Origin of the sequence: Kocuria sp. LUK (assembly GCF_021012935.1) — a bacterium.
GTDB classification, from domain to species: Bacteria; Actinomycetota; Actinomycetes; order Actinomycetales; family Micrococcaceae; genus Kocuria; species Kocuria flava.
In genome coordinates, this window is record NZ_JAJMZI010000002.1 from 218,783 (window position 1) to 241,227 (window position 22,445).

Below are 22,445 nucleotides of genomic sequence, written 5' to 3' on the forward strand. Positions count from 1 at the left end.
GGAAGGACGGGCCGGGACTAGACTGGATCGCCACCGGCACATCGGCCGAATTGCGGCCTGCCCCGACCGACCCCGACCCGAGGAGCGCCCGTGTTCAGGAAGGACCCGGCCCGCAGGGCCCGCCCGGAGGTCTCGCACGCCGAGGCGGCCCGCCACGTCGCGGACGGCGGGGTGGCCGTCTACTGGCGGCCCGGCTGCCCCTTCTGCGGCATGCTCGAGCGGGGTCTGGGCGAGGAGGCCGGCCGGGCGGTGTGGACGAACATCTGGGAGGACCGCGAGGCCCTCGCCCACGTGGAGTCGCTCAACGACGGCAACGCGACCGTGCCGACCGTCGTGACCGCGGAGGAGCACTTCGTGGCCGCCTCCCCCGCGCAGGTCGCGGCGGCGAAGGCCCTGATCGCCGGGGCGCGCACGCACCCCTGAGCACGGACCCTGCCCTCAGCGCAGGTCGAGGAACGCCCGCAGCTCGGCGAAGGCCGTCGGCACCACGGAGTAGTGCGCCCACTTCCCCCGCTGCTCGCGGGTGAGCAGTCCGGCGTCGACGAGCTTCTTCATGTGGTGGCTGACCGTGGGCTGGCTGATGCCCACCACCGCGGTCAGGTCGCACACGCAGACCGCGTCGCACCCCTGGGCCGCCACGTGGGAGAGCAGCCGCAGACGGGTGGGGTCGGACAGTGCCTTGAGCCGCCCGGCGATCCGCGTGGCGTCATCGGCGGTCACGGGACCGCCCGAGAGCGAGCAGCACTCCGCACCCGGCGCCCTCGGGGCGCACTGATCGGCGGCGGGGGCCTGGGGACCGGGGGCGAGCGTCATGCCCCCATCTTACATTGACGGATGTCTATGCGACACCTAGGGTGTCCGATAGATCGCCGTCGATACGAAGGGCTGCCCCCGACCATGAGCACCACCACCGCCCCCGCCCCGCACCAGGGGGTGATGAAGGACCTCTCCTTCCTCGACCGCTGGCTGCCCGCCTGGATCCTCGCGGCCATGGTCGCCGGCCTGCTCCTGGGCCGGTTCGTCCCGGGACTGGACACCGCTCTGGAGGCGGTGCGGATCGGCGAGGTGTCCCTGCCCATCGCGATCGGGCTGCTGGTGATGATGTACCCGGTCCTGGCCAAGGTCCGCTACGACGAGACCCACCGGATCGCCGGGGACCGCCGGCTGATGGGCGCCTCCCTGGTGCTGAACTGGGTCGTGGGCCCGGCCCTGATGTTCGCCCTGGCCTGGATCTTCCTCCCCGATCTGCCCGAGTACCGCACCGGGCTGATCATCGTCGGACTCGCCCGGTGCATCGCGATGGTGCTCATCTGGAACGACCTCGCCTGCGGGGACCGGGAGGCGGCCGCCGTGCTGGTCGCGATCAACTCCGTCTTCCAGGTGCTCGCCTTCGGCGCCCTGGGCTGGTTCTACCTCCAGGTCCTGCCCGCCTGGCTCGGGCTGCCCACCACCAGTGCCGAGTTCTCGGTGTGGTCGATCGTCGTGTCGGTGCTGGTGTTCCTGGGCATCCCGCTGGTGGCCGGGTTCCTCACCCGCACCCTGGGCGAGAGGGCCAGGGGCCGCGACTGGTACGAGAACCGCTTCCTGCCGAAGCTCGGCCCCTGGGCCCTGTACGGCCTGCTGTTCACCATCGTGGTGCTCTTCGCCCTGCAGGGGGAGGCCATCACGTCGAACCCGTGGGACGTGGTGCGCATCGCGTGGCCGCTGCTGGTCTACTTCGTCCTCATGTTCGGCATCGGCCTGCTGGCCTCCCGGGCGCTGGGGCTGAACTACGCGAAGTCCACCACCGTGGCCTTCACCGCCGCCGGCAACAACTTCGAGCTGGCCATCGCAGTGGCCATCGGCACCTTCGGGGTCACCTCCGGGCAGGCCCTGGCCGGGGTCGTGGGCCCGCTCATCGAGGTCCCCGTGCTCGTCGCGCTGGTCTACGTGTCCCTGTGGGCCGGGCGCAAGCTCTTCCCCGGTGACCGCACCGTCCCCGTCCGCTGAGCGCCGCCCCTCACCCCTCCTCCCCTCTTCTCGTTGCAACAGAACGGATGATCCGATGACTGCTGAGACCACCCCCGAGACCACTGCCACGACCCCGGCCGAGAGCACGGACAAGCCCTCCGTCCTGTTCGTGTGCGTGCACAACGCGGGCCGGTCCCAGATGGCCGCCGCCTACCTCACCCACCTCTCGGAAGGGCGGATCGAGGTGCGCTCGGCCGGTTCCGCCCCGGCCGAGTCGGTGAACCCGGCGGCCGTGGAGGCCATGGCCGAGGAGGGCATCGACATGAGTGCGCAGACCCCGAAGATCCTCACCGACCAGGCCGTGCAGGACTCCGACGTGGTGATCACCATGGGCTGCGGGGACGCCTGCCCGTTCCACCCCGGCAAGCGGTACGAGGACTGGGCCCTGGAGGACCCGGCCGGCAAGGGCGTGGAGGCCGTCCGGCCCATCCGCGACGAGATCAAGGCCCGCATCCAGGCGCTGATCGCCGAGCTGCTGCCCGCCGACGACACCACGAGCTGAAGGGGACCGCACGATGACCGAGACCGCTGGGGCCGCTGAGCTGCCCGTCGTCGTCATCGGCGCCGGGCCCGTGGGCCTGGCCGCCGCCGCGCACCTGCTCGAGCGCGGCCTGACCCCGCTGGTGCTCGAGGCCGGTGATCAGGTGGGAGCCGCGATCCGTGCCTGGGGCCACACCCGCCTGTTCTCCCCGTGGCGGTACGACGTCGACGACGCCGCCGCCCGCCTGCTGGAGGACACCGGCTGGGCGGCACCGGACCCCGAGGCCCTGCCGACCGGCACCGAGCTGGTGGAGCAGTACCTGCAGCCCCTCGCCGCCGTCCTGGCGGGGCGCATCCGCACCGGGGCCCGCGTGGTGGCCGTGAGCCGGGTGGGGATGGACAGGACCCGCACCGCGAACCGGGCAGCCACCCCGTTCCTGGTGCGCGTCCAGCACGCCGACGGTGCCGTGGAGGACCTCCGGGCACCGTCGGTGATCGACGCCTCCGGCACCTGGTCGACGCCCAACCCGCTGGGCCAGGCCGGCCTGCCCGCACCGGGTGAGGCCGAGGCCACCGCCGCCGGGCGGATCACCGCCCCGCTGCCCGACGTCACCGGCCGGGACCGGGACCGTTTCGCCGGCCGCCACGTGCTCGTGGTCGGAGCCGGGCACTCGGCGGCCACCACCCTGCTCGAACTCGGTGCTCTGGCCCGGACCGAGCCGGGCACCCGGATCTCCTGGGCCGTGCGCTCCGCCGATGTCACCCGGGTCTACGGCGGGGAGGACCGCGACGAGCTGGCCGCCCGGGGGTCGTTGGGCACCCGGTTGCGCCACCTTGTGGAGTCCGGGGTGATCCAGGTGCACCCCTCCTTCGTCATCACCGGCTTCACCACCGACGACGACGGGCTGACCGTCCGAGCCACCACCCCCGCCGGAGAGCAACAGCTGACCGTGGACCTGCTGGTCCCGGCCACCGGCTTCCGCCCCGACCTGGGCATGCTGGCGGAGCTGCGCCTGGAGCTGGACCCCGCCGTCGAGGCCCCCCGGCAGCTCGGCCCCCTGATCGACGCGGAGTTCCACTCCTGCGGGTCCGTGGCCCCGCACGGGGAGAGGCTGCTGGCCCACCCGGAGGCCGGCTTCTACATCGTGGGCACGAAGTCCTACGGGCGGGCCCCGACCTTCCTGATGGCCACCGGCTACGAGCAGGTCCGCTCGATCGCCGCCGCCCTGGCCGGGGACCGGGACGCGGCCGACGACGTGCGCCTGGTGCTGCCCGAGACCGGGGTGTGCTCCACCGACCTCGGCGGCTCCTGCGACTCCCCGGCCCCGGGGGCCGGGGACCAGGGATGCTGCGCCCCGGCTGTCGCGCAGGAGCCGGTCGAGGCCTGCTGCTCCGGGCCCCGGCCGGTCACCATCGGTGCCGTTCCGCCGGCCTCCCGCGTGTCCGCCTGCTGCTGAGCGCATGACGCACCGGGTGGACGTGGTGATCGTCGGCGGCGGCCAGGCCGGACTCGCCGTGGGCTGGTACCTGCGACGCCGCACGGACCTGTCCTTCGCGGTCCTCGACGACCAGGACGCCCCGGGCGGGGCCTGGCGGCACGCCTGGCCCTCGCTGCGGCTGTTCTCCCCGGCCTCGCACTCCTCCCTGCCCGGCCGGCTCATGCCCTCGACCGGGACGGAGAACCCGGACGCGGCCCACGTCATCGACTACCTCGCCGACTACGAGGACCGCTACGACCTGCCCGTCCACCGGCCCGTGCACGTGGGCGCCGTGCACCGTGACGGGGAGAGCTTCCGCCTGCAGACCACCGCAGGGGAATGGTCGGCCCGGGCGGTGGTGAGTGCGACCGGGACCTGGTCCCAGCCCTTCCGGCCCGCCGTCCCCGGGCAGCGGGCGTTCCGCGGGCCCCAGGTGCACAGCGCCCACTACGGCGGCCCGGCACCGTATGCGGGCAAGCGGGTCGTCGTGGTGGGCGGGGCGAACTCCGGGGCCCAGATCGCCGCGGAGCTCGCCGAGGTCGCCCAGCTGACGTGGTGCCTGAAGGGTGAGCCGCACTGGCTGCCCGACGACGTGGACGGACGGGAGCTCTTCCGCGTCGCCACCGAGCGATCCCGGGCCCTGGCGGCCGGGCAGCCGGATCCGGGCGGGGTGGCGGCCCTGGGCAACATCGTCGTGGTGCCCCCGGTCCGGCGCGCCCGCGACGCCGGGCTGCTGCACCCGGAGCCGATGTTCGACCGCTTCACCCCCAGCGGGATCGCGTGGGCCGACGGACGCCGGAGGGAGATCGACGCGGTGGTCTGGTGCACCGGGTTCCGCCCGGCCCTGCGCCACCTGCGCCCCCTGCACGTGCGGGGGCCCGGTGGGACGATCCGCACCGGCGGCATCGCGGCGGTGCGGGCGCCGGGCCTGCACCTCGTGGGCTACGGGGACTGGACCGGCCCCGGGTCGGCCACCCTGATCGGGGTGGGGCCCACCGCCAGGACCACCGTCGCCGACCTCGCCCGTACCCTCGCCCCGGACATCGGGCGGTCCCGCGGGACCGCCCGGCGCGGGGGCTGACGAGCTCCGCGGCGGCGCCGCCCGCCGCGGCCCCCGCGCCCCGGCGGGCAGCGCCGCTTCGCGACCCCTTGTCTTCGACCTCCGAATGAGAACTACAATCGAGGACCAGGACCGTGTTCGACGCTGAAGGAGAGCTGGCATGTCCGCACCACCCGGCGCCGACCCCCGCCCCGGCTCGCAGAGCTCCCTGCGCAGCGCCAACCAGCAGCGGGTGCTCGAGACCGTGCGCCGCCACGGCGGCCTGACGCAGGCACAGATCTCCCGCCGGACGGCGCTGGCGCCCTCGACCGTCTCGAACATCGTGCACGAGCTCATCGGGGCCGGCCTGCTCGTGATGGAGGCCGACCACGCCGGCCGGCGCGGGCAGCTCATCACCTTCCGCGGCTCGGCGGGCCACGTCCTGGGCGTCGACGTCGGCCACCGCCACGCGACCGTGGCCGTGGCCGACCTCAACCAGCGGATCCTCGCCCAGCGCCGCCACGACCTGCCCGAGGGCCACCGCTTCGACGAGGACCTCCGGCTCGTCGACCACGTCCTGCAGCGGCTGCTCGAGGAGATCGGCGTGCCCCGCTCCGGGGTGCTCGCGGGCGGCCTGACGGTGCCCGCCCCCGTGGACCTCGAGGGCCGGGTGATCAGCGCCGGGGCGATCCTGCCCGCGTGGAGCGGCATCGACGTGCGCGCCGAGGCCTCGGCGCTGCTGGGGCTGCCCGTCGTCGTCGAGAACGACGCCGACGCGGGCGCCCTCGGCGAGCACACGTGGGGCGCCGGGCGCGGCACCCGGCACATGGCCTACCTCAAGCTGGGCCACGGCGTGGGCTCGGGGCTGGTCCTCGACGGGCGGCTCTACCGGGGGGCGACCGGCTCCGCCGGGGAGATCGGCCACTCCACGGTCGACGAGCGCGGGCGGCTGTGCCGGTGCGGCAACCGCGGCTGCCTCGAGACGTTCGTGTCCTCGGACGAGGTCGTGCGCCTGCTGGCCGGCACCCACGGCCCGGACCTGACCGTGGCGGACGTGGTCGACGCCGCGCTGGCCGGCGACGTCGGCTGCGCGCGCGTCATCGGCGACACCGGCCGCACCCTGGGCGTCACGGTGGCCAATCTGTGCAACACCCTCAACCCGGAGCTCGTGGTGGTCGGCGGCGAGCTCGCCCGGTCCGGGGAGCTGCTGCTGGGCCCGCTGCGCGAGATCGTGGGCCGCTACGGGGTGCGCGGGGCCGTGCGCGAGCTGCGGATCGAGCCCGCCCGGCTCGGGCTGCAGGCCCACGTGGCCGGCGCCGTGATCGTGGCGCTCCAGCACGCCGAGCTGCCGGTGGGGCCGCCGCGGGACTGAGCGTCCCGCTCCGTCATCGTGTTCGACCAATGGACACAACGGGGGCGGTAGCCCTAGTGTTGTCCGCATCACCAGAAGCCCTCGGCGCCAGTGGGACCTCCCGCTCCCGGGTGGTGCGGCGACCGGGGACCCCGGACCCGCGCCGAGCCCGGCACGGCCGGCCGAACCTCTCCACCAGCAAGGGAGCTGCGCGATGAGCCACGACCCCTCCACCCCGGGCGTCGCCGAGCGTCCGAACACGTCCGCGGTCCTGCGGATCAGCATCATCGCCGCCTTCGGCGGCTTCCTCTTCGGCTACGACTCCGCCGTGATCAACGGCGCGGTCTCCGCCATCCAGGAGGAGTTCGGCGTCAGCCCGGGCCCCCTGGGCTTCGCCGTGGCCTCGGCCCTGCTCGGCGCCGCCGCCGGCGCGTTCTTCGGCGGCCGGATCGCCGACCGGCTCGGGCGCGTGCCCGTCATGAAGATCGCCGCGGTGCTCTTCCTCGTCAGCGCGATCGGCTGCGGCGTGGTCGAGAGCTTCGAGTGGCTGATCTTCTGGCGCGTCGTCGGCGGCGTGGGCGTGGGTGTGGCCTCGATCATCGCCCCGGCCTACATCGCCGAGATCGCCCCCGCCTCCGTGCGCGGGCGCCTCGGGTCGCTGCAGCAGATGGGCATCGTGCTCGGCATCTTCATCTCCCTGGCCGTGGACGCGTGGCTGGCGGCCCTCGCCGGCGGCTCCGGCGAGCCCCTGTGGTGGGGCCTCGAGGCCTGGCGGTGGATGTTCATGGCCGAGGCCGTGCCCGCCCTGGCCTACCTGATCGGCGCGTTCACCATCCCCGAGTCCCCCCGCTACCTCGTGGCCGAGGGCCGCGCGGACGAGGCCCGCGCCGTGCTGACCGACCTGCAGGGCGAGGCCTCCGCGACCGAGCGCGTGCGCCTGATCCAGCAGACCCTGCGCACCGAGCGCAAGCCGCGGATGTCCGACCTCAAGGGCCGGATGGCCGGGCTGAAGCCCATCGTGTGGGTCGGCATCGGCCTCGCCGCCCTGCAGCAGTTCGTGGGCATCAACGTGATCTTCTACTACTCCAACGTGCTGTGGCAGTCGGTGGGCTTCACCGAGGCGGACTCGTTCACGATCACCGTGATCACCTCCGTGACCAACGTGGTCGTCACCGTGGTGGCGATCGCCCTGGTCGAGCGCGTCGGGCGCCGCCGGCTGCTGCTCATCGGCTCCGGCGGCATGACCCTGATGCTCGGCACGCTCGCGGTGATCTTCGCGACCGCCCCGCTCGTGGACGGCGCCCCCGTGCTCGGCCCGACCGCCGGCCCGGTCGCGCTGGTGGCCGCCAACCTCTTCGTGGTCTTCTTCGGCGTCTCGTGGGGCCCCATGATGTGGGTGCTCCTCGGCGAGATGTTCCCGAACCAGATCCGCGGGGCCGCCCTGGCCGTCGCCGGCTTCGTGCAGTGGATCGCCAACTGGGTCGTGACCGTGACCTTCCCGGCCCTCGCGGCGGCCTCCCTGGGTCTGGCCTACGGCCTCTACGCGTTCTTCGCCCTCGTCTCGCTGCTGTTCACGATCCGGATGGTCCGCGAGACCACCGGCATCGAGCTCGAGGACATGGCCGACTGACCGCACCCGGGGCCGACGACGGCGGGCCGCGACCTCCTGCAGGAGGTCGCGGCCCGCCGTCGTCCGCCGTGGCGCAGGTCACGCGAGACCCGCCGCGGGGCGGCCGGACTCACCGCGGCGGACCGGACGCGTGCGGCAATCTTTACCCCGACGTGACCCCCGCCGCACGGAATCGGCGCGCCGTCGGGTATTTTCGAGGGCGACGACGGCGCGCCGGATGATCTCCGGTGCGCCGTCCCACGATCTCGCGGGGCCGCCGTGCGACGGCCGGCCACGCTCCCTCCCCACTTTTTCAACGGCGAAAAGGATCCACCGATGACCCAGACCACTGCGCTCCCCGCGCACTCCGACTCCGCTCCCGCCCGCAAGTCCGCCGGCCACGTGATCGTGGACAGCCTGGTGGCCCACGGGGTGGAGCGCACCTACGTGGTGCCCGGGGAGTCCTACCTGGACGTGCTCGACGGGCTGCACGACTCGGTGATCGACACGGTCGTGTGCCGGCACGAGGGCGGGGCGGCCTACATGGCCGAGGCCGACGGGAAGATGACCCCGGTCCCCGGGGTGGCGATGGTCACCCGCGGGCCCGGGGCGGCCAACGCCCACGTGGGCCTGCACACCGCCTGGCAGGACTCCACCCCGATGGTGCTGTTCGTCGGGCTGATCCCCTTCGAGCACCGCGACCGCGAGGCCTTCCAGGAGTTCGACCCGCACGCCTGGTTCGACTCCGGGGCCAAGCGCGTGATGGTCCTCGACCACGCCGAGCGGGCCTCCGAGATCGTGGCCGAGGCGTTCTTCGCCGCCAGCTCCGGCCGTCCCGGGCCCGTGGTCGTGGGCCTGCCCGAGGACATCATCAAGCACGAGATCGACGCGACCCTGCACCCGCCGATCCCCGTGGCCACCGGCGGGATGACCGTCAACGACTGGAAGGCGCTGCGCGACGCGCTCTCGGCGGCCGAGAAGCCCCTGTTCGTCACCGGCGGCAACGACTGGACGACCGCCGGGGCCGAGGGGCTGACGCGGTGGCTTGAGGAGCACCACCTGCCGGCCGCGGCCGAGTGGCGCACCGAGGGCACCGTGCCCTTCGACTCGGACTCCTACGTGGGCCCGATCGGCTACGGCCGCCCCAAGCCCACCCACGACCTGCTGGAGGAGACCGACCTGCTGGTCTTCGTGGGCACCGTGCCCGGGGACGTGATCACCAACGGCTTCCTGGTCCGCCAGGACTGGGCGAAGAAGAACTTCCTGGTCACCATCGACCCGTCCCTGCGCGGTCGCTCGGGCCCGGTCTCCTACCAGATCGTGGCCAAGCCCGACGTGTTCGTGCGCGACCTGGTGCGCATCGACCTGCCGGTCAAACCGGTGTGGAAGGAGTGGACCGCCCGGCTGCGCGCCCAGCAGGTCGAGTTCTCCACCCCCACCGCCACCGTGGGGGAGGGCCCGGCGCGGATGGACACCCTGATGGCCGAGCTCGTGAAGGGCCTGCCCGAGGACGCGATGGTGACCTTCGGGGCCGGGGAGCACACCAACTGGGCCCACCGCTACTTCCCCACCCGCGGCTACGCCTCGATGATCTCGGCCCGCAACGGCTCGATGGGCTACTCCGTGCCCTCCGCGGTGGCCGCGTCCCTGCGCTACCCCGGCCGGCGGGTCGTGACCATCGCCGGCGACGGCGAGTTCCTGATGAACGGCCAGGAACTGGCCACCGCCGCCCAGTACGGAGCCACCCCGCTGGTGATCGTGATGGACAACCAGGAGTACGGCACGATCCGCACCCACCAGGAGCGCGACTACCCCCACCGGGTCTCGGGCACCCAGCTGGCCAACCCCGACTTCGCCCTGATGGCCCGGTCCTTCGGCGGGTTCGGGGTGCGCGTGGAGCACGACGCCGAGATCCCCGCCGCACTGGAGGCCGCCCTGAAGGCCATCGACGAGGAGGGCCGCTTCGCCCTGATCCACCTGATCGTCGAGCAGCGCACCAAGGCCTACTGACCGGCCGCGGGCGGGGGCGCACCCGGTGCGGCCCCGCCCGGCGAGGAGCGGGGTGCGGCCGGCGGTGGTGGAGCCGGGGTGCGCGTAGCAGACTGGGCGGGTGCAGACCTTCCTCCCCTACCCCGACTTCGCCCGCTCCGCGCGCGCCCTCGACCGCCGCCGGCTCGGCAAGCAGCGGGTGGAGACCCTCCAGGTGCTGCGCGCCGCGACCGTGCCCGGCTACGGCTGGTGGCGGCACCCGGCGACCGCGATGTGGTCCCACCACGTCCCGGCCCTCGTCGCCTACGGGCGGGCGGTGGTCGACGAGTGGACCGCCCGCGGCGGGGCCGACAGCACCGGGTGGCAGATCCGCGAGTTCGACCCCGGCGCCTGGGACCGGTGGCCCCGGGAGGGCGTGGCCGAGCCGCCGCCGTGGCTGGGCGACGACGCGCTGCACCGCTCGCACCGGTCGAACCTGCTGCGCAAGGACGAGCAGTTCTACCGGTCCGTGTTCCCCGAGGACCCGGCGGGGCTCGACTACGTCTGGCCCGAGCCCGGCGACCGCACGCCCCCGGCGGAGCCGCCGCCGGGCGAGCGCGCGTGGGTGCTCGCCGCCGGGGCGCACGCGACGGCGGGCGGTGCCGTCCTCGTGCCCTTCCGCGCCCCCGAGGGGATCCGCGAGAGCCACTGGGCCGCCGCCCTCGAGCGCCTCGAGCAGGAACCCGCGGAGGGGGAGCCGGTGCTGCTGCTCCACGGTCCGCCCGGGCCGGAGCAGGTCGTGGAGCAGGCGGTGCTCGCGGAGGACGTCCACCACGCGGTGGCGGGCTTCTCCCTCGAGCTCGAGCGGACCGGCCGGGGTCCGCGCCGGCTGCTGAGGGCGCCCGCGCGACTGCAGTCCCCGCGGCCGCTCTTCGCCGTGCCGGCCGCCGACGTCCTCGCCGGTCCAGGACCGGAGGAGACGGCGGAGCACTGATCCGCCCGCCGTTCCGCGGCGGGCGCGGTACCCCTGGGTAGCATGGGAGCACCGGGCGGAGCGTCCGCACCGGCCCCGAGGAGGTCCGCATGCGAGGCTCCCACGTCCCCGCGACCGGCACGATCACCGTCACCGACTGGCCCGACCCGCAGGCGCGCGAGCCCGGGCAGGTGGTGGTCCGGATGCTCCACGCCGCGGTCTGCGGCTCGGACCTGCACGTGGTCTTCCACGGCCTGCTCCACGAGGAGGGGCCCGCCCGCCCCGGCTACCCGGGCCACGAGGGCGTCGGCGTCGTCGTCGAGTCCCGCTCCGAGCACGTGCCCGTGGGCGCCCTCGTGCTCACCGTGCCCAAGGGCGAGATGGGCGGGTGCTTCGCCGAGCTGCAGCTGCTCGACGACCGGCACGTCGTGGAGCTGCCCGCCGGCACCGACCCCGAGGACTCCGCGCAGCTGCGCCGGCTGCTGATGGCCCAGCAGTACGGCACGTGCCTCTACGCCATGCGCCAGTTCTGGCCCCACGAGACCCCCGCCCGCCGGGCCGGCACCTGCGTGGTGATGGGCGCCGGCTCCGCCGGCCTGTTCTTCGTCCAGGAGGCCTGGCGGCTGGGCTTCGAGCACGTCGTGGTCTCCGACCTCGAGCAGCCCCGCCTCGAGATCGCCGCGGCGCTGGGGGCCCGCACCGTCCGGGTGCCGGAGCAGGACCTCGCCGCGGTCGTGGCCGAGGTCAGCGGCGGGCGCGGGGCGGACCTCGTGATCGAGGCGGTGGGCCACGACGTCCTGCGGGACCAGGCGGTCGAGCTCGCCGCCGACCGCGGAATCGTGGGGCTCTTCGGCCTGCCCGAGCGCCACGGCCCCACGGAGATCCCCCTGTGGACGGCCTTCCGGAAGAGCCTGCGCATCCAGTGCTCCGTCGCCGCCCAGGCCGAGCCGGGCCTGACCTCCTTCCGCGAGGCGCTGCGCCGGATCTCAGAGGGCGAGATCGACGTCGAGTACTGCCTCGGCCCCGAGTACCCCCTCGAGCGGATCGCCGAGGCGCTGCAGGTCGCCGAGGAGCACGGCCACGGCCACGTGAAGCTCACCGTCACGCTCTGAGCTGCGCTCCGGGACGCTCCCCCGGACCGGCCAGCGGCAGGCGCACCTCGAAGCGGCACTCGCCCTCCGGGGTCTCGCCCGCCGTGACCGTGCCCCCGTGGGCGGCCACGATCGCCCGGCTGATCGCCAGCCCCAGCCCGGAGCCCCCGGTGTCCCGGGCGCGGGAGTCGTCCAGGCGCACGAACCGGTCGAAGACCCGCTCCCGGTCGGCCGGTGCCACGGGCGGGCCGTCGTTGTCCACAGTGACCACGGCCTCCCGCCCGTCGGCGCGCAGGGCGACCACGATCCGGGAGACGGCGTGGCGCTCCGCGTTCGAGAGCAGGTTGCGCAGCACCTGCTGCAGCCGGGCGCCGTCGCCGCGGACCCGCACCGGCTCCACCCGCGCCCGCAGCTCGTGGCGGGTCACGGGCCGCACCCGGGCCAGCTCCTCCCCCACCACGTCGTCGAGGTCGGTGTCGGCCACCCGGAGATCCAGCCCGGCGTCGTCCGCCCGGGCGAGCACGAGCAGGTCCTCCACCAGCCGCCCCATCCGCTGCGCGTGCGAGCGCAGCACCGGGGCGAGCTCCGCCCAGGACGCGCCGCTGGGGTCCGCCGCGGCGACCTCCACGGTGGTGGTCAGCGTGGCCAGCGGGCTGCGCAGCTCGTGGGAGGCGTCGGCCACGAAGCGCCGCTGGGCCCGGTCGGAGGCCTCGAGCCGCTCCAGCATGCCGTTCATGGTCCGTGCCAGTGCGGCGACCTCGTCCCGGGTGGGCGGCACGTCGACGCGCTCGCCGAGCCGGGCGGTCCCGATCCGGCGCACCTGCTCGGTGATGCGCCGCACCGGGGCCAGGGACCGGCCCACGAGCCACCACAGCAACCCGGCGCCCAGGAGCGCGAGCACCGGCCCGCCGACCGACAGGAACAGGGCGACCGTGCGCAGGACGTCCTGCTGCAGGGACATCGGGACGGCCACGACGAGCGTCCGCGGCACCCCGTCGATGTACATGCTCTCGGCGACATATGTGAAGTCGGTGGTGCGCAGCAGGCCGGCGCGCCCCGTGTCCGCGGAGTCGTGGGACTGTCCGGGGTCCAGCGCGGGCACGTCGAGGTCGAGCCCCAGCGCCGCCGCCGGGGAGGCGGCCACGACCTCGCCGCCGGGGCCGAGGAGCTGGACGACCACGCCGGGCCGGCCCAGCCGCAGCAGCAGCTCACCGGGCTCGGCGTCCGTGCGCACGGCCACGGCACCGGCCTCTCCCGCCAGCAGGCCCGGGGGCACTCCGAGCTCCCGCAGGATCTCGGCCCGCCGCTCCACGGCCTCCTCGTGGGCCGCGCTCACTGCCGTGCGCCCGAGCACCTCGAGCAGCACGGCCCCGGCGACGGCGACGACCGCGAGCACGAGCAGGGCGGCGGCTGCCGCGCTGCGGCCCCGCACGCCCCAGCGGGCCGGCGGCAGCAGGCGGGGCCGCGTCACGGCTGCCCGGGCGCCGGGTCGTCGGCCACGAGCCTGTAGCCCATGCCGCGGACCGTGCGCAGCGTGCTCAGCCCGAAGGGCGCGTCGATCTTCCGGCGCAGGTACCCGACGTAGACCTCCACGATGTTCTCCGAGCCCTCGAAGCTCGCGTCCCAGGCGTTGTCCATGATCTCGGCCTTGGAGACCACGCGCTCCGCGTTGTGGACGAGGAACTGCAGGACGACCCACTCCTTGGCGGTGAGCTCGATCGGCCGGCCCCGGCGGTGGACGGTGCGGCGCACGGGGTCCAGGCGCAGCGAGCCGACCTCGAGCACCACGGGCCGCTCCGGGGCGCCGCGGCGGATGAGGGCGCGCAGCCGCGCGACGAGCACCGGGAAGCTGAACGGCTTGGTGAGGTAGTCGTCGGCGCCGAGGTCGAAGGCGTCGGTCTGGTCGTACTCCCCGTCCTTGGCCGTGAGCACGAGCACGGGGGTCCAGTTCCCGGACTCGCGCATCCCGCGCAGGACGTCGTAGCCGTTGCGACCCGGGAGCATGAGGTCCAGGACGACGACGTCGTAGGGGTTCTCCCCCGCCAGCCACGCGCCCGTGGTGCCGTCGTGGGCGAGGTCGACCACGAACCCCTCGCGGCCCAGCCCGCGGCGCAGCGACTCCGCGAGGTCCACCTCGTCCTCGACCAGCAGCGCCCGCATCCCGCCCCTCCTTCTCCGGTCCTCCTCCGGCGCGGCCGCTCCGGCGCCCCGCCGGGTCCCGCTCCGTCCGGGTCCAGTCTCGCGCACCGGCACCCGGACCGCTCCGGCGACGGGCCGGAGCGCCGCCGGCCGTGCCCCCGGGTCCGTGCCGGCCGGTCCGCGCGTCCCGGACCCCGTCCGCCGACGGGCGCAGACCACGGCCCGCCCGTGCACCGCGGCCCGTGTGCCCGGGCGGGCGCTGCGGACCCGCGTGCCGCGGTCTTCTCCCCACCCGGTGCACAAAGTTGTCCACAGGTGTGGAGAACATTGTGCACAGTTCCCCGTCCACAGCGTTATTAACAGCTGTGGAGCCCGCGCTGACGGCGTCCACACGGTTGTGCACACCTGTGGAAGCACACCGGTGGCATTTGTCGACAGCTGGGGACAACCCCTGTGGAGAACCCAGGGCGCTCCGCGGTCAGCGCCCGGAGCGCCGGCGGGCGGTCGTCGTGTAGGCGAGGGCCACCAGCGCACCGGCGGCGAGCCCGCCCAGGTGGGCCTGCCACGCGATGCCGGGGAAGACGAAGCCGAAGACCACGTTGACGCCGATCAGCACGAGGATCGGGGTGATCGAGCGCCCCAGGTGCCGCTGCAGCACGAACAGGGCCCCGAACAGACCGAAGATCCCGCCCGAGGCACCCACCACGAACGTGAAGGGCGGGGCGAGCACCAGCACCCCGAGCGAGCCCCCGAGCACGGAGACCAGGAACAGCAGCAGGAACCGGGCCCGCCCCAGCGCCGGCTCGAGCATCTGGCCGAAGACGTAGAGCATGTACATGTTCAGCACGAGGTGCAGCGGGTTGGCCACCGAGTGGAGGAACCCGCTCGTGAGCATCCGCCACGGCTCCGAGGCCGTCAGGAACGGGGCGTAGGAGGCCATCGCGGTGAGGTTCAGGCCGAGCAGGCCGGCGAGCCACTGCAGGGCGTAGACGGCGGTGTTGACGCCGATGAGCGTCCACGTCACGAGCAGGGCGGAGCCGCGGGGGACGCGCCCGCCGAGGCTCGTGCGGCGGACGGGCCGCGAGCGCGCGGCCTCGGCGACGCAGTCCACGCAGTGCACGCCGACGGCGGCGGGGCGCTGGCACTGCGGGCAGACGGGCCGGCCGCAGCGCTGGCAGGCGACGTAGCTGGGCCGGTCGGGGTGGCGCGGGCAGACGGGGACCTCTCCCCCGCTGCTCGCGCCGTACTGCGGTCGGTCGCCGCTCACTGGGACTCCTCGTGCTCCGGCGCGCGGCCGGGCTGGTCTCGGGCCGGCCCGCGGGCCGGGAAGGGGACGGCGCAGGCCCGCCCGGAGCGTTCCGGGCGGGCCTGCGCCGTGGGCCCGCCCGGCTGCGTGCGGAGCGGGCGGGGATCCTCGCGGACGGACCGCGGGGCTAGAGCTGCTCGACGTCGATCGAGGTGATCACGCAGTCCTCGACCGGGCGGTCCATCGCCCCGGTGCGGACGGCGTTGAGCTCGTCCACGACCTTGCGGGAGGCGTCGTCGGCGACCTCGCCGAAGATGGTGTGCTTGCCCTGCAGCCACGTGGTCGGGGCGGTGGTGATGAAGAACTGGGAGCCGTTGGTGCCCTTGCCGTTGCGCTTGCCGGCGTTGGCCATCGCCAGCACGTAGGGCTCGTTGAAGTTCAGCTCGGGGTGGATCTCGTCGTCGAACTCGTAGCCCGGGCCGCCGATGCCCTGACCGAGCGGGTCCCCGCCCTGGATCATGAAGTCCTTGATGATCCGGTGGAAGACCACGTCCTTGTACAGCGGGCCGGACTGCTTCTCACCGGTGCGCGGGTCGCTCCACTCGCGGGAGCCGTCCGAGAGGCCGATGAAGTTCTCGACGGTCTTCGGGGCGTGGTTGCCGAACAGGTTCACGACGATGTCACCGTGGTTGGTGTGGATCGTCGCCTTGGCGGTGGGGATGGCAGAAGTCATGGGGCCATTCTTGCACGGTGCCCCTGGGCGCATCCGAGGTGCCGGGGGGTTCAGCGCACAGTGAAAACCCGCGGGAGCGCGCGGCGGGGAGTCCACCGCGGCGGGCACCCCACGTATGCTGACAGTGGATCGACACGACCCTCGGAAGGGATGGATTCATGAGCATCAGGAAGTCCAGGAGCGAGAAGCAGGCCGCGGCGGCCCAGAAGGCCGCCGAGAGCAAGGTCCTCGACGCGGGCAAGTGGGCGTCGAAGGAGATCGGCGACCTCGCGCCGAAGCTCCAGCACGGCATCGAGGCCGGCGCCGCCGCCCTCGCCGGCGGCGTGGCCGCCGCGGGCCCGCGGGTCCAGGAGGGCCTGGGCCGCGCCCACGACCTCTCCGACTCCGCCAAGCTCAAGGCCGCCGCCGTGGCCACGCCGGTCGCCGCGAAGGCCGCCCGCTCGGCCGCCCCGGTGGCCGCGAAGGCCGCCGACCGCGCCGCCGAGAGCCGCGCCGCCGTCCAGGCGAAGTACGCCGGTGCCGCGGCCCTGCTGGCCGGCAAGTTCGCCGAGGCCGACACCCCGGAGCAGCTCGAGGCCATCGTCGCGAGGCTGACCGGTGACAAGAAGGCCGTGGCCCACGCCAAGAAGGCCGCCGCCAAGGTCGCCAAGGACTACGCCAAGCAGCAGAAGAAGGCCGAGGGCTCGCACAAGGGCCTGCTCGTCCTGGGGCTGCTCGTGGCCGGCGGCGTGGCCGGCGTGGCCGCCTGGAAGGCCTCCCGCCCGGTGGAGGACCCGTGGAAGACCCCCGCGGCGACCTCCCCGCGGGTCAGCGCCTCCCCGGTCGCCCCGCAGACCACCGTGGCCGCCGGCACCGGCGTGCAGGTCGACGACGTCAAGGACGCGACCACCCCGGCCGGGCAGTCCGGCGGCACCTCCGCCGCGGCCGCCGAGGCCAAGGAGGGCGCCCAGTCGATCGGCGAGGACGCCAAGACGACGATCCACGAGGTCAAGGAGCAGATCCAGGGCAAGAAGCCCGAGGACGAGGCCTGAGCACCCCGGCACGCACCTGACGGAGCCCCCGGACCCGCACAGCGGGACCGGGGGCTCCGTCGTCGTCCCCCGGGTCCGTGCCGGGGGCTGCGGGGCGGCTCAGCCCCGGAACCAGGCCACGACGTCCTGGAGCGTGTCCCAGGCCTGGTAGAGGCCCAGGACGATGAAGAGCACCGCGCACAGGGCCAGGGCCACGTTGGTGAAGGCCCCGTTGCGCCAGCGCCGGGGCGTGCGGTCGGTGTTCAGCAGCCACACCAGCGTGATCGCCAGGAACGGCATGAACAGCGCCCCGAGCACCCCGTAGAGCAGGATGAGGAAGACGGGGCGGTCGAGCAGGAACAGCAGCATCGGCGGGAAGGTCAGCCACAGCAGGTAGAAGCGGAAGTACTTGCCGCCGGTGATCGTGTCGGGGTGGCCGCTGGGCTTCTCGCGCAGGTTGCCCCAGAAGTCGGCGAACATCAGCGAGACGCCCGACCACACGCCGATCAGCGAGGAGAAGGAGGCGGCCCAGAAGCCCACGAGGAAGGCGGTGCCGATGACGTCGCCGTAGCGGTCCTTGAGGATCTCGCCCAGCTCGAGCAGCCCCTCGTCGCCGGCGCTGATCGCGTACCCGGCGGAGTAGAGCACCTCGACGCCCACCACGAGCATGGCCACCACGAAGATGCCGGTCACGGTGTAGGCGGCGGCGTTGTCGAGCTGCATCACGCGCATCCACCCGGGGCGGTACCAGCCCTTCTCGCGCAGCCAGTAGCCGTAGGCGGCGAGGGTGATGGTCCCACCGATGCCGCCGGCCAGCGCGAGGGTGTAGACCACGCCGCCCTCGGGGATCAGCGGGACGAAGCCGCGCAGCATCTCCGGGATGTTGGGCACCGTCAGGACCGCGAGGCCCACCACCACCACGAACATGATGCCGACCATCAGGGCGGCGACCTTCTCGACGACGGCGTAGCGGCCGAACCAGACCATGGCGAAGCCGAGCAGGCCCATGAGCACGGCCCACGCCCACAGCGGCAGGACCGGGAACAGGGCCGCCAGCGGCAGCGCCGCCGAGGACATCGCGGTGGCGCCGTAGACGAACCCCCAGATGATGATGTAGGGACCGAAGTAGACGGTGGTCCACTTCCCCAGCGAGCGCCAGCCCTCGAAGATCGTCCGCCCCGTGGCCAGGGAGTAGCGCCCGGCGCCCTCGACGAGGATGATCTTCAGGACCGTGCCCAGCACCACGGCCCACAGCAGTCCGTAGCCGAATCGGGAGCCCGCGGTGAGGGTCGCGACGAGATCCGCGGCGCCGACGCCGGTGGCCGCGACGACCAGGCCGGGCCCCACGACCTTCCAGCCGCTGACCTTCTCGAGCGGTTCGTCGGGGTCGATCCCCGGCAGCGGTCGTCTCGCCTTGTCGGCGAACTTCTCGTCGGCCATGCAGGTGCTCCTGGTTCGGGCGGGCGGGGCGCCGTCGGGCGCTTCCCGGGACCCGCCAAGTCTGCCACGGCCCGCGCCGGGGCACGGGAGGAGCCGGGAACGGGAAAGATCCCGACCGAGCGGGTGCTCGATCGGGATCCGTTGCGGTGGAGGCGAGGGGACTCGAACCCCTAACCCCCTGCTTGCAAAGCAGGTGCGCTACCAGTTGCGCCACGCCCCCGCGGTGTCCGGCTACTCCACCTCGTCGGTGGCCTCGGCCCAGGCGGACCGGCCGGCGTCGGCCTCCCGCCACTTCGTGAGGACCGCGACCGAGGCCCCGAGCAGGGCCAGCGCCGCGGCGAGCTTTCTGTTCACGGACTGCCTCCAGGGGCTGGCAGTGAAGGGGGAACCGTGGGCGTACCAGGAATTGAACCTGGGACCTCTTCGTTATCAGCGAAGCGCTCTAACCGTCTGAGCTATACGCCCTTCTCGACCCGTGCGGGCCGATCAGAAACGATACCGGAACCGGGCACCCCTGCCAAATCGGTGCCGGCGGGCGCCCCGGGGACGCCCGCCGGACGCGGGACCGGTCAGTCGTCCGTGAGGGTGACGCCGATGCCGCCGACCAGGGCCGCGGCGATGTTGTAGAGCAGCCCGCCCAGCACGGAGAGGGCGGTCAGCAGGATCACGTTCACCACCGAGACGATGGTCGCGAAGATCGCCACCTGGCCCAGCGAGAAGAAGTCCTTGACGTTCAGGGCCCCGCCGGCGCCGCCGAGCATGCCGAGCAGCTCGTTGATGCCGTCGAACATCCCGGTCAGGTCCAGCACGATCCACAGCACCACGGAGGCGACGACCGTGATGATGCCCAGCGCCACCGAGAGCAGGAAGGCGAGCTTGAGCACCGACCAGGTGTCGACCTTGGAGACGACCAGCCGGGCCCGGCGCACCCGGGGGCGCGGGGCCGGGCGGACGAGGCCCTTGGTGGAGGTCCCGGGGCGGCCGGAGGAGTCCTTGGCGGGCCGTGCGGGGGCGGGGCGGCCCGCCGGTGCCCGGCCGCCGCCCTTGCCCGCGGAGCCGCCCTTGCCGGCCGGACCGCTCGGGGCGGGACGTCCCGTGGCGGGGCCGGTGCGCGGTGCGGACGCGAGGGGGGCCCGCCCGGACCGGCCGGCGGCGTTGGAGCCGGAACTCGAGCTCATGCGTTACCTCCGTTGTCGTTGCGGTCCAACGCTACTTCATCGTCCGCGCCGTCCCCGGCAGCGGGGGCGTCGCCGAGCCCGTCCGCCGGGCTCTCCTCGGCCTCGACGACGTCGGCGGTCTCGAGCACCTCGCCCTGCTGGACGTCGACCTCGGCCACGGCCTCGGCGTCGACCTCCTCGGCGATCTCGCGGTCCGCGTTGCGCGCCACGCCCACGATCGAGTCGCCCTGGGCGGGCTTGGCGAAGATCACGCCCATGGTGTCGCGGCCCTTGGCCGGGACCTCGGAGGCGCCGGTGCGCACGACCTTGCCGGACTCCATGACCACGAGGACCTCGTCCTCCTCGCCCACGATCAGCCCGCCCACGAGCCGCCCGCGCTGCTCGGCGAGCTTCGCGACCTTGATGCCCAGGCCGCCGCGGCCCTGCACCCGGTACTCCTCGACCTTGGTGCGCTTGGCGTAGCCGCTCTCGGTCACCACGAACACGTAGGACTCGTCGGTGACCACGTTGGCGGAGAGCAGCTCGTCGCCGTCGCGGAACTTCATGCCGGTCACCCCGGAGGTGTTGCGGCCCATCGGCCGCAGCACGTCGTCGCTCGCGGTGAAGCGCAGGGACATCCCGTTGCGGGAGACCAGCAGCAGGTCGTCCTCGGCGGAGGTCAGCTGCGCGGAGACGAGCTCGTCGCCGTCGCGCAGGTTGATCGCGATGACGCCCGCGGAGCGGTTGGTGTCGTAGTCCTGCAGGCGCGTCTTCTTCACCAGGCCGTTGCGGGTGGCCAGCACCAGGTAGGGGGCGTCCTCGTAGGAGCGCAGCTCCATCACCTGGGCGATCCGCTCCCCCGGCTGGAAGGCCATGAGGTTCGCGACGTGCTGACCCTTCGAGTCGCGCCCGGCCTCGAGCAGCTCGTAGGCCTTCGCCCGGTAGACCCGCCCGAGGTTCGTGAAGAAGAGGATCCAGTGGTGGGTCGTGGTGACGAAGAAGTGCTCGACGACGTCGTCGCCGCGCAGCTGTGCGCCCTTGACGCCCTTGCCGCCGCGGCGCTGGGACCGGTACTGGTCCGAGCGGGTGCGCTTGACGTAGCCCCCGCGGGTGATGGTGACGACCATCTCCTCCTCGGGGATGAGGTCCTCCATCGACATGTCGCCGTCGTAGCCGGCGAGGATCTGGGTGCGGCGGTCGTCGCCGAAGCGGCCCACGACCTCGTCGAGCTCGGTCGAGATGATCTCGCGCTGGCGCGACTCCGAGGCGATGATCGCGGTGTACTCGGCGATGAGCCGCTCGAGCTCGGCGTGGCGGTCCTGGATCTTCTGCCGCTCGAGGGCCGCGAGCCGGCGCAGCTGCATGTTGAGGATGGCCTGGGCCTGGTCCTCGTCGATCGCCAGCAGCTCCATGAGCCCGGTGCGGGCGTCGTCGGCCGTCGGCGAGCGGCGGATGAGGGCGATGACCTCGTCGAGGGCGTCGAGGGCCTTGAGCAGCCCGCGCAGGATGTGGGCCTCGGCCTCGGCCTGGCGCAGGCGGTAGCGCGTGCGGCGGACGATCACGTCCATCTGGTGGGTGACCCAGTGGCGGATGAACGCGTCGAGGCTCAGCGTGCGGGGCACCCCGTCGACGAGCGCGAGCATGTTGGCCGAGAAGTTGTCCTGCAGCTGGGTGTGCTTGTACAGGTTGTTCAGCACGACCTTGGCCACGGCGTCGCGCTTGAGCACGATCACGAGCCGCTGGCCCGTGCGCCCCGAGGTCTCGTCGCGGATGTCGGCGATGCCGGTGATGCGCCCGTCCTTGACCAGGTCGGCGATCTTCATCGCGAGGTTGTCCGGGTTGGCCTGGTAGGGCAGCTCCGTGACGACCAGGCACGTGCGCCCGTGGATCTCCTCGACGCTGACCACCGCGCGCATCGGGATCGACCCGCGGCCCGTCCGGTAGGCGTCCTCGATGCCCTTGCGCCCCAGGATCTGGGCGCCGGTCGGGAAGTCGGGGCCCTTGACGCGCTTGAGCAGCTCCTCGAGCAGCTCCTCGCTGGAGACCTCCGGGTGCTGCAGGTACCACTGGACGCCGTCGGCGAGCTCGCGCAGGTTGTGCGGCGGGATGTTCGTGGCCATGCCCACGGCGATCCCGGAGGAGCCGTTGGCGAGCAGGTTCGGGAACCGGGAGGGCAGGACGGCCGGTTCCTGGTTCTTCCCGTCGTAGTTGTCCTGGAAGTCGACGGTCTCCTCGTGGATGTCCCGGACCATCTCCATGGCCACGGGCGCCATCTTGGTCTCGGTGTACCGCGGCGCCGCGGCGCCGTCGTTGCCCGGGGAGCCGAAGTTGCCCTGGCCCAGCGCCAGCGGGTAGCGCATCACCCAGTCCTGGATCAGGCGCACGAGGGCGTCGTAGATCGCCGAGTCGCCGTGCGGGTGGTACTGGCCCATGACCTCGCCGACCACGCGCGCACACTTGTTGAAGGAGCGGTCCGGGCGGTAGCCGCCGTCGTACATCGCGTAGATCACGCGTCGGTGCACGGGCTTGAGGCCGTCGCGCACGTCGGGCAGGGCACGGCCCACGATCACGGCCATCGCGTAGTCCAGGTAGGACCGCTGCATCTCCGTCTGCAGGTCCACCTGCTCCACGCGGTCGGTCAGCACCGGGGTGCCCTCGAGGTCGCCGGCGGCGGGGGCCGCCCCGTCCTGGGTCTCGTCACTCATCAGGGAAGTCCGTTCT

General features: G+C 73.4%; 20 protein-coding genes and 2 tRNA genes. 11 read left to right on the forward strand and 11 right to left on the reverse strand.

Annotated features, from left to right (window positions below; all coding sequences use genetic code 11):
- Positions 1 to 90: 90 nt before the first annotated feature.
- Positions 91 to 423, forward strand: coding sequence for a glutaredoxin domain-containing protein (locus LQU92_RS03825; RefSeq protein ID WP_101851283.1), 333 nt, complete (start codon positions 91 to 93; stop codon positions 421 to 423).
- A 15-nt stretch (positions 424 to 438) separates the two neighbouring features.
- Here the strand turns inward: LQU92_RS03825 and LQU92_RS03830 are convergent, their stop codons facing one another.
- Entirely contained in the window at positions 439 to 813 is a 375-nt protein-coding gene (locus LQU92_RS03830) for a helix-turn-helix transcriptional regulator (protein WP_230661234.1), read from the reverse strand.
- An 84-nt stretch (positions 814 to 897) separates the two neighbouring features.
- Here LQU92_RS03830 and arsB point away from each other — a divergent pair, with 84 nt between their 5' ends.
- The 9 genes from arsB to LQU92_RS03875 all read left to right on the forward strand — a co-directional run bounded on the left by arsB (position 898) and on the right by LQU92_RS03875 (position 12,020).
- The gene (gene arsB, locus LQU92_RS03835) at positions 898 to 1,989 is read left to right on the forward strand and encodes an ACR3 family arsenite efflux transporter (protein WP_305067851.1); all 1,092 of its coding nucleotides are present in this window, start codon (positions 898 to 900) and stop codon (positions 1,987 to 1,989) included.
- 55 nt (positions 1,990 to 2,044) lie between these two features.
- Positions 2,045 to 2,512: an arsenate reductase ArsC gene (locus LQU92_RS03840; protein ID WP_230661237.1), complete on the forward strand. Its 468-nt coding sequence runs from the start codon at positions 2,045 to 2,047 to the stop codon at positions 2,510 to 2,512.
- Between the two features lie 13 nt (positions 2,513 to 2,525).
- Positions 2,526 to 3,947: an FAD-dependent oxidoreductase gene (locus LQU92_RS03845; RefSeq protein ID WP_230661240.1), complete on the forward strand. Its 1,422-nt coding sequence runs from the start codon at positions 2,526 to 2,528 to the stop codon at positions 3,945 to 3,947.
- Between the two features lie 4 nt (positions 3,948 to 3,951).
- The gene (locus LQU92_RS03850) at positions 3,952 to 5,049 is read left to right on the forward strand and encodes an ArsO family NAD(P)H-dependent flavin-containing monooxygenase (protein ID WP_230661247.1); all 1,098 of its coding nucleotides are present in this window, start codon (positions 3,952 to 3,954) and stop codon (positions 5,047 to 5,049) included.
- A 139-nt stretch (positions 5,050 to 5,188) separates the two neighbouring features.
- Positions 5,189 to 6,379: an ROK family transcriptional regulator gene (locus LQU92_RS03855; RefSeq protein WP_101851277.1), complete on the forward strand. Its 1,191-nt coding sequence runs from the start codon at positions 5,189 to 5,191 to the stop codon at positions 6,377 to 6,379.
- Between the two features lie 193 nt (positions 6,380 to 6,572).
- On the forward strand, positions 6,573 to 7,988 hold the full coding sequence (locus tag LQU92_RS03860) for a sugar porter family MFS transporter (protein ID WP_230661249.1): 1,416 nt from the start codon (positions 6,573 to 6,575) through the stop codon (positions 7,986 to 7,988).
- Between the two features lie 315 nt (positions 7,989 to 8,303).
- A complete protein-coding gene (locus tag LQU92_RS03865; RefSeq protein ID WP_230661252.1) occupies positions 8,304 to 9,977 on the forward strand; it encodes a thiamine pyrophosphate-dependent enzyme in 1,674 nt (557 codons plus the stop codon).
- A gap of 100 nt (positions 9,978 to 10,077) precedes the next feature.
- Positions 10,078 to 10,929 (forward strand): MSMEG_6728 family protein, encoded by an 852-nt coding sequence (locus LQU92_RS03870; RefSeq protein WP_230661255.1) that lies wholly within the window; start codon positions 10,078 to 10,080, stop codon positions 10,927 to 10,929.
- A gap of 89 nt (positions 10,930 to 11,018) precedes the next feature.
- Complete coding sequence (locus LQU92_RS03875) at positions 11,019 to 12,020, forward strand: zinc-binding dehydrogenase (RefSeq protein ID WP_230661258.1); 1,002 nt, start codon at positions 11,019 to 11,021, stop codon at positions 12,018 to 12,020.
- Here the strand turns inward: LQU92_RS03875 and LQU92_RS03880 are convergent.
- The 4 genes from LQU92_RS03880 to LQU92_RS03895 all read right to left on the reverse strand — a co-directional run bounded on the left by LQU92_RS03880 (position 12,010) and on the right by LQU92_RS03895 (position 16,117).
- Positions 12,010 to 13,470, reverse strand: coding sequence for an ATP-binding protein (locus LQU92_RS03880; protein WP_230661267.1), 1,461 nt, complete (start codon positions 13,468 to 13,470; stop codon positions 12,010 to 12,012). The genes LQU92_RS03875 and LQU92_RS03880 overlap by 11 nt on opposite strands.
- On the reverse strand, positions 13,467 to 14,159 hold the full coding sequence (locus LQU92_RS03885) for a response regulator transcription factor (RefSeq protein WP_230661270.1): 693 nt from the start codon (positions 14,157 to 14,159) through the stop codon (positions 13,467 to 13,469). The genes LQU92_RS03880 and LQU92_RS03885 overlap by 4 nt, the downstream gene beginning before the upstream one ends.
- 457 nt (positions 14,160 to 14,616) lie before the next feature.
- Positions 14,617 to 15,405 carry a rhomboid family intramembrane serine protease gene (locus tag LQU92_RS15210; RefSeq protein WP_230661273.1) on the reverse strand — a complete coding sequence of 263 codons (789 nt, stop codon included), beginning with the start codon at positions 15,403 to 15,405 and terminating at the stop codon, positions 14,617 to 14,619.
- 166 nt (positions 15,406 to 15,571) lie between these two features.
- Positions 15,572 to 16,117, reverse strand: a complete 546-nt coding sequence (locus tag LQU92_RS03895; RefSeq protein WP_058857564.1) for a peptidylprolyl isomerase — start codon at positions 16,115 to 16,117, stop codon at positions 15,572 to 15,574.
- A 158-nt stretch (positions 16,118 to 16,275) separates the two neighbouring features.
- On the opposite strand from LQU92_RS03895, the gene LQU92_RS03900 reads away from it, so the two are divergent.
- Entirely contained in the window at positions 16,276 to 17,148 is an 873-nt protein-coding gene (locus LQU92_RS03900; protein WP_101851270.1) for a hypothetical protein, read from the forward strand.
- A gap of 99 nt (positions 17,149 to 17,247) precedes the next feature.
- On the opposite strand, the gene LQU92_RS03905 is transcribed toward LQU92_RS03900, so the two are convergent.
- The 6 genes from LQU92_RS03905 to gyrA all read right to left on the reverse strand — a co-directional run bounded on the left by LQU92_RS03905 (position 17,248) and on the right by gyrA (position 22,429).
- Positions 17,248 to 18,567 carry an Nramp family divalent metal transporter gene (locus tag LQU92_RS03905; RefSeq protein ID WP_101851269.1) on the reverse strand — a complete coding sequence of 440 codons (1,320 nt, stop codon included), beginning with the start codon at positions 18,565 to 18,567 and terminating at the stop codon, positions 17,248 to 17,250.
- Between the two features lie 147 nt (positions 18,568 to 18,714).
- A tRNA-Ala gene (locus tag LQU92_RS03910) sits at positions 18,715 to 18,787 on the reverse strand.
- Positions 18,788 to 18,798: 11 nt separating this feature from the next.
- Positions 18,799 to 18,921: a hypothetical protein gene (locus tag LQU92_RS14870; protein ID WP_255667072.1), complete on the reverse strand. Its 123-nt coding sequence runs from the start codon at positions 18,919 to 18,921 to the stop codon at positions 18,799 to 18,801.
- A 37-nt stretch (positions 18,922 to 18,958) separates the two neighbouring features.
- A tRNA-Ile gene (locus LQU92_RS03915) sits at positions 18,959 to 19,032 on the reverse strand.
- Between the two features lie 104 nt (positions 19,033 to 19,136).
- Positions 19,137 to 19,745: a DUF3566 domain-containing protein gene (locus LQU92_RS03920; protein ID WP_230661276.1), complete on the reverse strand. Its 609-nt coding sequence runs from the start codon at positions 19,743 to 19,745 to the stop codon at positions 19,137 to 19,139.
- Positions 19,742 to 22,429, reverse strand: a complete 2,688-nt coding sequence (gyrA, locus tag LQU92_RS03925; RefSeq protein ID WP_101851259.1) for a DNA gyrase subunit A — start codon at positions 22,427 to 22,429, stop codon at positions 19,742 to 19,744. Before gyrA ends, LQU92_RS03920 begins: the two co-directional genes overlap by 4 nt.
- Positions 22,430 to 22,445 lie beyond the last annotated feature (16 nt).

Bases quoted from the DNA above. Each gene is read 5' to 3' on its own strand.
- LQU92_RS03895 (WP_058857564.1), bottom strand. From the start codon at position 16,117: ATGACTTCTGCCATCCCCACCGCCAAGGCGACGATCCACACCAACCAC.
- LQU92_RS03845 (WP_230661240.1), top strand. From the start codon at position 2,526: ATGACCGAGACCGCTGGGGCCGCTGAGCTGCCCGTCGTCGTCATCGGC.
- LQU92_RS03920 (WP_230661276.1), bottom strand. From the start codon at position 19,745: ATGAGCTCGAGTTCCGGCTCCAACGCCGCCGGCCGGTCCGGGCGGGCC.
- LQU92_RS03855 (WP_101851277.1), top strand. From the start codon at position 5,189: ATGTCCGCACCACCCGGCGCCGACCCCCGCCCCGGCTCGCAGAGCTCC.
- LQU92_RS03900 (WP_101851270.1), top strand. From the start codon at position 16,276: ATGAGCATCAGGAAGTCCAGGAGCGAGAAGCAGGCCGCGGCGGCCCAG.
- LQU92_RS03885 (WP_230661270.1), bottom strand. From the start codon at position 14,159: ATGCGGGCGCTGCTGGTCGAGGACGAGGTGGACCTCGCGGAGTCGCTG.
- LQU92_RS03830 (WP_230661234.1), bottom strand. From the start codon at position 813: ATGACGCTCGCCCCCGGTCCCCAGGCCCCCGCCGCCGATCAGTGCGCC.
- gyrA (WP_101851259.1), bottom strand. From the start codon at position 22,429: ATGAGTGACGAGACCCAGGACGGGGCGGCCCCCGCCGCCGGCGACCTC.
- LQU92_RS03865 (WP_230661252.1), top strand. From the start codon at position 8,304: ATGACCCAGACCACTGCGCTCCCCGCGCACTCCGACTCCGCTCCCGCC.
- LQU92_RS03905 (WP_101851269.1), bottom strand. From the start codon at position 18,567: ATGGCCGACGAGAAGTTCGCCGACAAGGCGAGACGACCGCTGCCGGGG.
- LQU92_RS03875 (WP_230661258.1), top strand. From the start codon at position 11,019: ATGCGAGGCTCCCACGTCCCCGCGACCGGCACGATCACCGTCACCGAC.
- arsB (WP_305067851.1), top strand. From the start codon at position 898: ATGAGCACCACCACCGCCCCCGCCCCGCACCAGGGGGTGATGAAGGAC.
- LQU92_RS03860 (WP_230661249.1), top strand. From the start codon at position 6,573: ATGAGCCACGACCCCTCCACCCCGGGCGTCGCCGAGCGTCCGAACACG.
- LQU92_RS03840 (WP_230661237.1), top strand. From the start codon at position 2,045: ATGACTGCTGAGACCACCCCCGAGACCACTGCCACGACCCCGGCCGAG.
- LQU92_RS03850 (WP_230661247.1), top strand. From the start codon at position 3,952: ATGACGCACCGGGTGGACGTGGTGATCGTCGGCGGCGGCCAGGCCGGA.